Source organism: Paenibacillus hexagrammi (assembly GCF_021513275.1).
Lineage (GTDB): Bacteria > Bacillota > Bacilli > Paenibacillales > NBRC-103111 > Paenibacillus_E > Paenibacillus_E hexagrammi.
In genome coordinates this window covers 406,046-418,781 of sequence record NZ_CP090978.1, presented here as the reverse complement: position 1 = coordinate 418,781, position 12,736 = coordinate 406,046, and the positions used below count along the sequence as shown (strand labels likewise).

General features: G+C 48.7%; 12 protein-coding genes. 8 read left to right on the top strand and 4 right to left on the bottom strand.

Annotated features, from left to right (window positions below; translation table 11 throughout):
• Positions 1-130 precede the first annotated feature (130 nt).
• Genes L0M14_RS01885 through L0M14_RS01865 form a run of 6 tightly spaced genes read left to right on the top strand, consistent with a single transcriptional unit; the run spans position 131 to position 6,059 of the window.
• Positions 131-1,141 (top strand): extracellular solute-binding protein, encoded by a 1,011-nt coding sequence (locus L0M14_RS01885; protein WP_235120405.1) that lies wholly within the window; start codon positions 131-133, stop codon positions 1,139-1,141.
• Positions 1,138-1,263, top strand: a complete 126-nt coding sequence (locus L0M14_RS30865) for a hypothetical protein (RefSeq protein WP_260115432.1) — start codon at positions 1,138-1,140, stop codon at positions 1,261-1,263. The genes L0M14_RS01885 and L0M14_RS30865 overlap by 4 nt, the downstream gene beginning before the upstream one ends.
• Before the next feature lie 4 nt (positions 1,264-1,267).
• Positions 1,268-2,980 (top strand): ABC transporter permease, encoded by a 1,713-nt coding sequence (locus L0M14_RS01880; protein WP_235120404.1) that lies wholly within the window; start codon positions 1,268-1,270, stop codon positions 2,978-2,980.
• Positions 2,964-4,166, top strand: coding sequence for an ABC transporter ATP-binding protein (locus L0M14_RS01875; RefSeq protein WP_235120403.1), 1,203 nt, complete (start codon positions 2,964-2,966; stop codon positions 4,164-4,166). The genes L0M14_RS01880 and L0M14_RS01875 overlap by 17 nt, the downstream gene beginning before the upstream one ends.
• A 2-nt stretch (positions 4,167-4,168) precedes the next feature.
• Positions 4,169-5,197 carry a metallophosphoesterase gene (locus L0M14_RS01870; RefSeq protein ID WP_235120402.1) on the top strand — a complete coding sequence of 343 codons (1,029 nt, stop codon included), beginning with the start codon at positions 4,169-4,171 and terminating at the stop codon, positions 5,195-5,197.
• Positions 5,169-6,059 carry a hypothetical protein gene (locus tag L0M14_RS01865; protein WP_235120401.1) on the top strand — a complete coding sequence of 297 codons (891 nt, stop codon included), beginning with the start codon at positions 5,169-5,171 and terminating at the stop codon, positions 6,057-6,059. Before L0M14_RS01870 ends, L0M14_RS01865 begins: the two co-directional genes overlap by 29 nt.
• Before the next feature lie 148 nt (positions 6,060-6,207).
• On the opposite strand, the gene L0M14_RS01860 is transcribed toward L0M14_RS01865, so the two are convergent.
• Both L0M14_RS01860 and L0M14_RS01855 read right to left on the bottom strand, forming a co-directional pair.
• Entirely contained in the window at positions 6,208-6,495 is a 288-nt protein-coding gene (locus tag L0M14_RS01860) for a hypothetical protein (protein WP_235120400.1), read from the bottom strand.
• Positions 6,431-7,306, bottom strand: coding sequence for a hypothetical protein (locus L0M14_RS01855; RefSeq protein ID WP_235120399.1), 876 nt, complete (start codon positions 7,304-7,306; stop codon positions 6,431-6,433). Before L0M14_RS01855 ends, L0M14_RS01860 begins: the two co-directional genes overlap by 65 nt.
• A gap of 938 nt (positions 7,307-8,244) precedes the next feature.
• On the opposite strand from L0M14_RS01855, the gene L0M14_RS01850 reads away from it, so the two are divergent.
• Positions 8,245-8,571 carry a hypothetical protein gene (locus L0M14_RS01850; RefSeq protein WP_235120398.1) on the top strand — a complete coding sequence of 109 codons (327 nt, stop codon included), beginning with the start codon at positions 8,245-8,247 and terminating at the stop codon, positions 8,569-8,571.
• A 1,219-nt stretch (positions 8,572-9,790) separates the two neighbouring features.
• On the opposite strand, the gene L0M14_RS01845 is transcribed toward L0M14_RS01850, so the two are convergent.
• A complete protein-coding gene (locus tag L0M14_RS01845) occupies positions 9,791-10,522 on the bottom strand; it encodes a ThuA domain-containing protein (protein ID WP_235120397.1) in 732 nt (243 codons plus the stop codon).
• Positions 10,523-10,728: 206 nt separating this feature from the next.
• Here L0M14_RS01845 and L0M14_RS01840 point away from each other — a divergent pair, with 206 nt between their 5' ends.
• Positions 10,729-11,691 carry a helix-turn-helix domain-containing protein gene (locus L0M14_RS01840; RefSeq protein ID WP_235120396.1) on the top strand — a complete coding sequence of 321 codons (963 nt, stop codon included), beginning with the start codon at positions 10,729-10,731 and terminating at the stop codon, positions 11,689-11,691.
• 207 nt (positions 11,692-11,898) lie between these two features.
• Here L0M14_RS01840 and L0M14_RS01835 read toward each other — a convergent pair whose 3' ends face one another.
• A complete protein-coding gene (locus L0M14_RS01835; RefSeq protein WP_235120395.1) occupies positions 11,899-12,717 on the bottom strand; it encodes an SPL family radical SAM protein in 819 nt (272 codons plus the stop codon).
• Between the last annotated feature and the right edge of the window lie 19 nt (positions 12,718-12,736).

The window sequence follows — 12,736 nt, the reverse complement described above, 5'->3', positions numbered from 1 at the left end:
AGTTATCTATGGTTTTATCAATATGTATAGACGATATTTAACTTAATCTTATCATTGCGATAACCTTTCATTGACAAACTTCCATTAATCTAAATAGGAGAAAACTTAAATTCATGGAGGGGTACTTCATATGTTAGTCAATCTTTCGTCTAGAAAAAAATGGGCTTCACTCTTACTCATCAATGCCATGATGCTTACAACTGTTGCCTGCGGCAGCACAGAGGGGGCTTCCAGCAAGCCTGCTGCGGATGCCACTGCAGAGCCGAGCAAGGCTGCAGCGAGCACACCTGCTGCAAGTGAGAAGCCCAATACGGAGGAACCGGCCCAGAAAACGGACGAGCCGCTGGTCGTGTATTTGAACGACTTTGATGAAATCATCAAGCCGATGTTTGAGCAGGCGACCGGCTACAAGCTGGAGCTGGTTACCGGTAACGGTGCGGAGATTTCTTCGCGACTTGAAGCTGAGAAAGGCAACCCGCACTGGGACGTTGTCTGGATGGATGCTATGCCTACGATCGATAAGATGGGTAAGGATGGACAGCTGCTCGAAAACTGGAAGCCCCAAAATATCGGTAACCTGACCGATTTCGCGAAACAATTCGTACCTTCCACGAACAGCTATGTGCCAACCGGCGCTCATGCCGCTTCGGTTATCGTTTACAACACTAAAGCGTTCAATGCCAATACGGCACCGAAAACATGGAAAGAGCTCGCAAGCGCGACATTCAAAGGCTCCATCGGCATGGCAGACCCTGCTGTCGCTGCCCCGGCCTATCCCTTCGTCGCCTGGTTCTTCCAAGCTCAAGGCATGGATGCGGGCAAGCAATATTTTGAAAGCTTAATGAAGAACGGACTGCACGTATATCCCAAAAACCCCAACGTTGCCAAAGCTCTTACAAGTGGCGAGATCAAGGCGGCCGCCCTCCAGGAAAGCAACGCGTACATCATGAAAAATCAAGGCCAGCCTGTTGATATCATTTGGCCGGAGGAAGGCGCGCCGGCATCGGTTCGTGTCGCTGCCATTCAAAAAAACACGAAACACGCCGAAGCAGCCAAGGCGTTCATCGAATTCCTGCTCGATCCGAAGACACAGCAGACCTTGATCGATAAGGAGAAGAGAGCTACTTCGAGCCTTCCGTGAAAGATGTAACGACAAAGAAAGACCGTGCCGCTAACGCCAAGCTGGTTGTGGCCGATCCTTCCTGGGCTGGCGGTCATGAGGGCGAAATCAAGCGTTGGTTCGCCGACCAAGCGGTGAAGTAATCACATGCAGCGCATAATAGGCTATGGGAACAGAACGGGCTGGCTTGTACTGGCCGTTCTGTTCCTGCTCATTCTTCTTCCGCTGGCCGCCGTCATCATTCAAGTTCTGCTGCCCGGGGTATTTTTCGGAAAACTGGTGCTTGGGGACTTGTCTCTGCTGCTGGATGTATTCCGCAGGCCACTGTGGTACGTCTCGCTTAAAAACTCGGTGCTGCTCGGCATCGGAACGACCTTCTTCGCCACAATCATTGGCGCCGCCCTTGCCATGGTTCGTTCACGCTGGTCATTCCCCACTGCCAAAATGCTGGACATCGCCGTGTGGCTGCTTATTATTACCCCTTCCTTCATTCTTGCGCAGGGCTGGGTCATGTTCGCTTCGGCCGACGGTCTGGCGTCGAGCTGGTTTGGCTGGACGTGGATGCATGCGCTGATCTTTCAACCGGCAGGACTCATCACCGTCATGACGCTCAGCAAGTTTCCTTTTGCTTACCTAACGGTTTATACCGCTATGGAGTGGAAGGTTGACCGGCTTAGCGAGGCAGCAAGACTATCCGGGGCATCGCCATGGACCGTGTGGCGGACGATTCAGGCCCCGCTGCTGCTGCCGGCCTTTTGCTCAGGTGCCATGCTCGTATTCATGGACACAGTCGGAGATTTCGGACTGCCCGCCTCCATTGCGGCCGTCTTCCGTTTTCCTACGCTGCCTTATTCGATCTATTCCGCCTTGTATACGTCACCGATCCGGTTCGATATGGCTGGTGCGCTTTCTTTTTACCTCGTCTTACTGATTGCACTCGCCATGTCCGTGCAGCTATATGCGATGCGTAAATCGAGATTCGATTTTCTGTCTTCGAGGGCGACACGTACAGAGGCGAAAAAGCCAAAGAAAGGTACGCCTTGGTTCGTTCTCGGCAATTTGGTGTTCTTGGCCATCGTCATCGGTATCCCTCTAGGATCTAATCTGCTGATGTCCGTCTCGGATTCATCTGCAGCTGCAGGAACCGTCAGCTTCACTCTTGAGCACTACAAGCAGCTGTTTACATCAGGCGGAGCACTTGTGAGCGGCCTGCTTCATTCCCTTGAAATTGCCGCCGGAGCCGCCGTTATCGGGCTTGTCATCGGGTTTCTGATTGCGTACGTCCTGACTTATTCGCAGTTCCGCGGACGCAAAGCCATCGATGTCATTTCACTCATCTCTCTTGCCGTGCCCGGCATTGTTCTCGGGATCGGATACATATTCATCTGGAACCAGGCCTGGTCGGACAAAATCGGTCTCCTCCTGTACGGAACGCCCTGGATTCTCATTCTCGCTAGCGTAGCCGGAACGGTTCCTGTCATTACAAGGGTTGTGGTCAGCGCCATGGCGAAGGTACCGGCTCAGCTCTTGTCTGCCGCCCAGATGCAGGGCGCATCCTTTACACAGCGCGTGACGACGATACTCGTACCGCTGATCAAGGGAGCTTTGCTGTCAGCAGCCTTAACGGCCTTCGGCGCAGCCGTATTTGATCTGGCCATCGCCTCGATCCTCTATCCGCCAAACTTCATGACGCTGCCGGTCGTGATTAACAAGGCGTTCGAGGACTTGAAATTCGGCTATGCAGCTGCAGCTACACTGACTGGCGGCGGTCTGGTCATCGCCATCATTGCCTTGATGGAGCTGCTGTTCAAGTACAATAAGAAGCAAGCAAGGAGTTCTGCCCATGAATCCCATTCTTGAAGTCAATAAGCTGAGCAAATCATTCGGCACCAGCACCGTTCTGCACAACATCAGCTTCACTGTACATGCCGGGGAAATTATTAGCGTCCTCGGTCCTTCAGGCTGCGGCAAGTCGACATTACTGCAGCTGATCGCCGGACTTCAGCAGCCCGAGGCCGGAGAAATTCGGCTGCGGGGCGAAATTGCTGCCTCGGCTGAGCGGTTCGTACCTCCGGAGAAACGCCGGATCAATATGGTGTTTCAGGATTACGCGCTGTGGCCGCATATGAGCATTTACGAAAATATAGCGTACGGCTTGCGCCGTCAAAAGATAGCTTCCTCCGTGATCAAGGAGAGAATCTCCAAGCTGCTCGAGCTGCTCCGGCTGCACGGCTTGGAGAACCGTCTGCCCGCCCAATTGTCCGGCGGTCAGCAGCAACGGGTGGCGATCGCCAGAGCGCTCGCAACGGAGCCCGATCTGCTGCTGCTTGACGAGCCGCTGTCCAATCTGGATATGCGGCTCCGCATTGAAATGCGGGCGGAGATGGCTTTCCTGTTCCGCCAATTGGGCACGACCGTGTTCCATGTCACGCATGATCCTGACGAAGCGTTCGCGATGGCGGATCGGTTGATGATTATGCGTGCGGGAGCGATCGACCAGATCGATACGCCGCAGGTGTGCTACAGCCGGCCTGCTACGCTTAGTGCGGCCATGCTGCTTGGCGCCGGTAATCGGCTGACGGGGCGGCGTTATTCGCTTGGGGGCCAGCCGGCCGTGCGCGTTGGAGATGCGGTAGTCACCGGCGTGACGCCAGGTGTTGACGACTTGCCGGGATTCGGCATTTCACCAGACGCTGATGTCTCGCTGGGAGCTGGCATCCCGTCAGAAGCCGGTAACTTGCCGGGAGCTGGTATCTCACCGGGGTCCGGTATCTCGACAGGCGCTGGCATCTCACCGGGGTCCGGTATCTCGACAGGCGCTGGCATCTCACCGGGAGCTGAGGAGCAGCAGCTTGGGAACGAGACGCTGGAGCTGCTCTTCCGGCCTGATGCCGTCCGCTACACCGAGCGGATGAAGCTCGGCGATGCTGAGCTGGAGACAGCTGCTTATGCAGAAGCCGGAACCGCTGAGGCTGTTCTTCGCTCTGATGCGGGGATTGCTGCTTCAGAGCAATTGCAGAAGCAGCATATCAGGGCAAGGCTTTGAGCATGGCTACTAAGCAAACGGCCGATGCACCAATTCGGATGGATGCAGATAGCATGACTTCACAACAAGGAGCTGCCACAGCTGTACTTCATGCAAGCCCTGAGACTACTACTTCACAGCAAAGGCTTGGCGAATCTGCACGTAACCGCTTGCCGGTGCAAATTCTGCACAGCGTATTTGAAGGGAAGCATTGGCGCGTGCTCGCCCAGACCCGGGACGGGCAAAAGGTCTCGTTCCTGCATGAGGAGCACCTCCCATCAGGTGGACAGGGTGAGCTGCAGATCCCGCCCTCAGAAGCTTTTCTATATCCGTTCAGTCACGAAAGGCAGATTATCAACATGTCACGCATTCTTGTCATATCCGATATTCACGGGCATGTAGATGGGGCCCGCCTATTATTAAAGTTGGCTGCATATGAACCGGGCAAGGATGAACTCATCCTGCTGGGGGATTTTATTGATATGGACCCCGCCACCTGGGGCGCTCTCTCCTTCATTCGATCCCTGACTGAGCAAGGGGCTATAGCTATTGCAGGCAATATGGAGCGGATGCTGCTCAGAGAAGCAGCATCACGCCAAGGGGGGATGACCGCCGAATTTACCGCGAATATCGATTTTGTCAGTAAGCTTCCGCTCTATTACGTCAAGTCGCCTTACCTATTCGTACATGCAGGGCTGCGACCCGGTGTTCCGCTTGAAGAGCAGACACCGGATGATTTGACGACGATCCGGGATGAATTTTGGAGGGGCGAGCCGTTCGGGCTGCCCTACACGATTATCTTCGGACATACGCCTACGCAGAGACTTGGCGCTCCCCCCGGCGCTCCCTGGTTTAGCCCCGGACGACTTGGCATCGACACCGGCGCTAAGCACGGCCTCCGTTTGAGTTTGTTAGACTTGACCGAGCAGACTCTCTACTCCTGTTCGACCTCCCCCGCCACGCTGTATCTGGATGCCAGAAAGACCGAGGTAAGAGCTCATTTTGCCAAACGAAGGAGGAATCATGATGTCTATGAAAATCAGCAGCCGTAGTGGTAAAGCAGTTTGCACCGCTGCATTGTTCACCATTTTGCTCGGTACATTAAGCTTATCCTCGTACAGCAGCCCTGCCAGCGCCACCCCTCAGCCCGCAGTGCCCGACTACGAAGTCAAGCTGTTCTTAGATCCGGCGGATGTACTGGACTCCAACCACCAGCTGAAAAGCAGCGTCCGTACCTACTTCGGCATGCCGAGTACGAAGACGAAGATGAGCGTGGAATATCTGGACACCTCCGATCTTGATATCAACGATGCCGGTTGGAACGTCCGTGCCCGCAAGCTGGAGGATTACTCTGACGATGAATTCCAAATAACGTACAAGAAGCGTTATCCGATTACCAACGGAAACATCGACGCCGCACTGGCTGCTGCTGCCTTGGACGGCTTCGACGCAGGGGAGGACGACTATGAGGCTCAAGTGGATTGGGGCTACTCCAAGCAAACCCTAAGCTTTAGCAACAAGAAGACTGTCCACCATAACGGCTATGACGGTATGGAGCTCCTATCCGAGAACGACGCCATCGATGAAGCAATTAGCCATGCACCGGGTAAATTTGAGGATTGGGGCTCCAATAACTGGGGCACCGATAAGCTAGACGACTCCAAGGCCTATGGGCCGGTCGATGCGAAGCGCTGGATTGGAACGTGGCAGAACAAAACGATGTATATCGAGGTCTGGGAGATCAAAAAAGAAAGCGGAAGCGGCTACGATTATGTCGTCGAAGCCTCCTTCAAGACGCCAAGCCGTACGGATGCAGCTAATGGAATCGCCCAGCTTCAATCTGACCTGACGCAGCAGGGCTGGTTCCTGCCGACCGATGAGCTGAAGACACAAATGATTTTAGATCGATATTAGGTAAAAGGATTGAAAGAGGGCTGCCTATGGAATCGGCAGCCCTCTCCTGTTGCTATGTGCATGATCACGTTCAAATCTATTGCACCTTGTGAACCTAACCTCTGACAGCTCAGCTAAATCTGTTAGAAGCTGGTATCCCTTTTCCAAACTACTCCTCAGACAAATAACGCTTCTCCAGCCAATGAATGCCAGTCGGCAGCTTGCCGCCCGAAGCAACGTCGATAACAACGCCATCTCCGAGTTCTTTACTCATTTTTTTCAATTCTGCCCCCGTGGCGGTACCTTCGATCTCGGTAACACCAAACGATTTAAATCCGTGCACGGGGTACATATTCAGCGATGCAAGTACATCCGGGTCTTCATCGAACCAACTAACGGTGTACGTTTCCCCTTTTTTCCGTGACGCCTTCGCCGTAGATCTGATGGATTTCAGCATTATATTCCTTTGTAAAAGGTCTCACATCGGGGGAAATCGAACCTTCGAATGTAATGGCAAAGGGTACCTCTTCCGTGTCCCAGAGCATATGAACTCTCTTCGCCGCCGCAGATTTATATTGCTCCAAAGTTTGCTTCGAGTCGATACCCGCATAGCTTTGTTCCTTACCATTTTGATAGACCGAAGATTCTACACTGCTATAGAACGTATCCTGGTTCTCAGGTATGGGTATTCCTGATTCACGGGAATCAACATCAGCCGCCTCCTGCCACTCGATAGCGTTCAGCCAGTCTTCACTGCCAGGCAGGTCATTGACGTATCCGTGCCCTGGCTGGGCTAGGCGCTGTACCGATTGCAGCGTTACGACGGGATTGGACTTCGAGCTGCCGATAAAACCCCATGCTGTAAAAAATGTATACGCTTGATCAGCTTGCAGCGCTTCTGCATCATAGGAGGTTACTTGTACACTTACTCCCCGGCTCTCATCCACAAAGCTGCGTTTGAACTTAGCTCCAGGTAAGGTGGACAGCATCAGCTTCGGTTGAAGAATATCGGAGCGGTCTGAGGTGTACGACAGTGCAGGGAGAAAAAACTTACGGCTGGTCAACCCAATTTGATCGGCATTCCATTGGACTTGGGAGGTGGTGGCCAAATATCTGCCATCTACATGAAACGCCTCCAAGTTCCCTTCGGCAGGCCGGTCCCAATTTTTCTTATCTTGGTTCGCGAACTCATGCTGCTGCGCATACACCGTCGTTCCCATCAACAGCTGCATGATGACAAGAGTTCCCAATGCTTTGCTCAATCTCATCACTTCATCCCTCCTCTTCTTTAGATTAACACCTCCGCTTATTTTCCTTAATTATCCAAATACATATTGTATCATTACAGGCAGATATAACACTATCGTCGTTCTTAAAGGATGTTCTAGAGAAGCATCAAAATTCCCCTTTACATATGTCGTCATTATAACCAATGTAATGATGTTGATATGCTTATCGACCACATTGCTAAGGCGAAACATATGCCGCTCCAGATCATCTCTTTAACATAGCTTTTTTTATTAACGATTTTTTCGATAGCTTTCAGTAATGCAATAACAAAAATAAAACTAAAAATCGGCACAAGATATACGGAGCTAAAAAGAAAAACCACCATAGATATGACCTCCTTCTCGGTAATGATAAATTGCTGCTGTAATTTCAATTGTTACGCTCTAACCGTCGGAAAATGTCCCTTTATCTCAATAAATCAACAAGAAAGAGATTCTACCAATATAAATATATTAATGGAATCTATTGACATTTTTCATCAAATACATTAACCTATTAATTGGAATTAATTGTAAAAATATGCAAAGGATGTGTGTTTATGAAGAAAACATTTTTACCTGCGTTACTAGCTCTTTGCTTGTTAAGCGTCCCTTTTCAAGCTTCAGCAAAAAGAGGCCAAACCGACCCACTCGCAAAAAGTGAAGCTTAAGTTTACTTATGCTGATGTACCTGTTTCAGAAGATGTCAATTTTGTTAGAACCGAAACACCCAACTCTGTTAAAGTTGATGTTGTCGAAAAAGGTACAGGAAAAGTGTTAAATACATAGGTGAAAACATAGAAAAGAAGCAAATATCGGCTTCAACGAATTTCCTTCCTTTTGCAGCAGCGGCTGGAGATAATTACATCGTTACTACTTATTCAGAAAGAACAGACGGACCTTATGGTGCTGAAGCAGTAACTAGACTAACTGCAAAAATGGATGTTTATAGTTCCGGTAGTTTTAGACAAATTAATTCTATTCTTTCTAAAACAATGGCTGTAGTTAGTTCTGGTGATTTTACTCTTGAATCTGTAGACACAGTAGCAATTTCTTCGACAGGAAGTTTTCCAACTACCGCAATAAGTGCGAATGGAACAGGTGTGGTAACAATTAAAAAGACCTTCTCAAATTCCACACAAATGCAAGCAGGCATCGAGGCCTGGAAAATTGCTAACTTTAGCGTCAGCTACACTGGTACTAATGCAAAGGAATTCTATGCAAGAAAACCTGTTAGTTTGAGCTTGAACTATAGTTTATACTAAAATATTAAGTATCATTTTATAATAATTGGTAATTATACATTATTCAGAATATAATTAAAAAAAGGCGACATCTATTCTATAAGAATTAGGTCGTCTTTTCTTTTCAAAATCTGATTAGGAGGATGACAACATTGGATTTAAAAGAACTAATTCAGTATTTTAATGATATCATTAATAGAATTGGAAATGTCGCAGATCAAACAAATAATCTTACTTTTAAGATTACATCCGAAATAACTTTGTTAAAAGATGAATTGCATTTCACCAATATTTTGCTTTGTTCATTTTTGTTTATTAACATATTGAGATTGGCTCTTGAAATAAAGAATAGAAAATCAAAAAAATAGATTTTTTTCAATATTTAACTAATTTATACATTTCAATATCTAATATCTATATCCATGACTATGTGTTTACTTGAGGATATTCTATCAATTTATAAATCAGGGAAACGGTTTCTCTATACCGAGCTACTCCCTGATTTTTATGCGATCGATTCCATTTAACTCTAGCTTCTTTTCAATTATTTAGATCGTTCTTCGCTAGCTCCAAAGCTACAGCTATTTTAATCTGATTCGTTTTACTGCGTCCTTTATTCAAATTCTCTATTGGATACACATCTACTATCGGAGCTATTTTCTCATCGTAACGATCCAATTCAATTTTAATAACTGAATGTGTATCTACGAGAAAGCTAATAATATCTTCCCCCTGTTCAGGTATCCAATATAAAATGTATGCTGTCTTCATTACTGGAAAGGTATCTCTAATAATGCACGGAAATGCACAGAAAAATGATATTTCCCCTAACTAAGTTTCTCCAATTCCTTTTTAATGAACTTAAATACGGTCTTAAAGTGAAAATTACTATAAATCAAAGTAAGTAATGTATATAGCAAGTAAAAACAGTAATAAAATATCTCTAAACTTCTTGATAATCCCCCATTCTCATCTATTATGAGCGGCTCTCTCAATTATTCTATGTTCATTGTACTTTTGAAATAATGAAAAGCTTACTGAGATGATTAATGATAAAATGAATAGTAATTTGAATTAGATGTTTGTTCAGTTTTCTTAACTCCTTTCCATACCTTCGCTTCGTCCCCGTTCAAGGCATATTAATGATTATATCAAATGAGAATCCGCATAGGTGTAAGCACAAAAAACCGCCCCACCCCTCGCAAATACGAGAAAGTAGAACGGTTTTTATCTAATCAAATTAAGCTTTGCCTTTAATCGTTTCAAGCGGCTTGTGGTTGCCGTATTTCGGATATTCGCGGGTTGTCGGCGCTGCCCATTGCACGGCGTTGCTGATGACGCGGCGAATTTGCTCGTTGTAGTAGGTACGGTAGGTTTCGTGACCCGGGCGGAAGTAGAAAATCTTGCCTTGTCCGCGTGTGAAGGTGCAGCCGCTGCGGAACACTTCGCCGCCCTCGAACCAGCTGACCATGATCAGCTCGTCAGGCTGCGGGATATCAAAATGCTCGCCGTACATTTCTTCGGCTTCCAGCTCGATGTACTCGCCAATTCCCTCTACGATCGGATGGCTTGGAGCGACAACCCAAATTCGTTCTTTTTCATCAGCTTCGCGCCATTTCAGGTCGCAGCCTGTGCCCATCAGCTTTTTGAACACTTTGGAGAAGTGGCCGGAGTGCAGAACAATCAGCCCCATCCCTTTCAGGACGCGATCATGAACGCGGTTTACGATTTCATCCTGTACCTCATCGTGAGCTTTATGTCCCCACCAAATCAATACGTCCGTATTGTTCAGCACTTCTTCCGAAAGTCCGTGCTCTGCATCATCCAGTGTCGCGTATGTCACATCAACTACGCTGCCTAGCCCTTCACCAATGGCTGTATGTATACCGTCTGGGTAGGCCTTACGTACAATTTCACTTTCTTTTTCATGCCGGAATTCGTTCCATACGGTTACTCTTACTTTTCGACTCATCGCGATTCTCCTCCGTTATAGAAAGATGTTTGATTACTTTGAGTATAAGCCTGCTCCCCCTCTTAAAAAAGCCTCGATTCTGTTCATTTCTTATTCAAAAGTGTCCTCCCATTCTTTAACATGCTATACTCAATCTTAGGAATTCAAGACTACACAAGCATCAACTATATGCAAAATTGCACTAATCATAGAGAGGTAACGAAGCCATGAAACATGCCGCAAAGCTGGAAGAGGAGCTTGTAAAGGAAGAGGTTATCTATCAAAACCCGCTGCTTTTTTTGAAAATTTGGGAGATTGCTTCGGAAATCTCCGGATACGGCATTCCGGATACATGGAATTGGCATTACCACAAGCAAGTGGAGTTCCTTGTCGTTCGCAGTGGACATTTAGGCATTCAAACGAAACATGAATTTACGGTTCTGGGTCCAGGAGACGTGATCGTTCTTGGTTCTTCACAGCCTCACCGAACTTACAAGCATACGGCTGATCCGCTCTGTTACGTCGTCTTCCAGGTGGATCTCCTGCAGCATTTTGACCCGAGCACGATGCCTTATCTGCACTGTTTTTCCGAGCTGACACAGCCGCTGGAGATTTTTAACGAGCTGTTTCGCGGCAATGAAGAGGTCAGACGCTCTGCGCACGATCTGATCATGGATATTTATAGGGAATCACAATCACGCAAGCTTGGCTACGAACTAGCCATTACAGCTTCGATCAAACGGCTCCTGCTTCTATTAATGCGCAGCGGCAACCGTGACCTTTTCGACAGCGCCGAAGAGACAGGACTAACACGTCTGCGTCCCGCTCTTGATTACGTTGATGCGCATCTGACCGATAAAATTGCGGTCGAGGATGTCTGTGCTTTGCTGAATTTGAGCTATCACTATTTCATCAAGTATTTTAAAAAGATTATGGGGATGTCCTTTGTGGATTACGTTAACTACAAGAGAATCCGAAAGGCCGAACGCCTGCTGCTGACTGGCGACCTAAGTATTATGGATGTGAGCTATGAAGTGGGGATTTCCAATATGGCACAGTTCTATAAGCTTTTTAAGCGGCACAATGAATGCTCGCCCAAAGAATTCAAGCAGCGAATGCGTGGAGCGAGCAGCCTGGAAGCCTCGGCCGGGACGGGTGGCGCTGAGGCAGGAACTCTGCTTCGCTACTAGTATAACGCGTGACTCTAAGGCGAGCAGGCTGTTGCAATGCCCAGACGGTTCAGCTAAAGCAAAAAACTTGCTCCATGCACATGACAAGCAATTCCATGAAAGCAAGAACTAGCCCCGGACTGTACTGCTACGGCAGGTACAACCTTGCTTCCTGCCACACCGCAAGTGACTCCGTGACAAGACAGCAAAGTCGAACCTCAGACGAGGCTAAGGCAGGAAGCCCTCCTGACTGACCAATACCTGCTCAGGCGGAAAGTACCGCAGCAAGTCCTGATACACCCTCTGGTACGCATCACGGCTGTACCATTCTTCAAGGCCCAGCTGCTGATAGATGGCAGCAATGCCAATCCGTTCGGTTCTGCGCCCTTTACTGCCGTCACCCATGAAGTAATCATCGATGCATACGCGATCGACTACGCCTGCCAGCCGCGCGGCGAACTCAGAGGTACTCGGCAGCATAGGCGCGACCGCAGCTTGAGCGGGAATACCGCATTCCGCCAACTTCCGCAAGGCATTCAGCCTGGCTGGAATCGGCGGTGCATACGGAGAAAAGGCTCTGCGAATGTCTTCTCTGTCCGTTTCGACCGTCACACTGACTCTCACTCGCTCACCTAAACGCGCAAGCAAGTCAATGTCCCGTGTCACAAGCGGGCTTCGCGTTTGGACAAAAAGAAAGTCAGGTTGATGCTCCACCATAACCTCGAGCAGCGAGCGTGTGATTCGTTCTTTATATTCAGCGGGCTGATACGGATCGGTGCTGGAGGACATAAAGATCGTCACAGCCCCTTTACGCCTGGCCTTCTCCAGCTCCTTATGCAGAAGCTCCGACGCCCCCTCCTTCGCATCCACCCAGCTTCCCCACTCCCCTTCCCGAAATAGATTGACGGGCATCTGCCTGACATAGCAATAAGAGCACGCAAAAGAGCATCCGGTATAGGGGTTCAGCGTATGCGTGTAACCCTCCAAGAATCCGGATGCTTTATTCAATAGCTGTTTAGGCTTTTTCTTCGTATAATGAACGGACATGCGATCACCTAATTTTCCA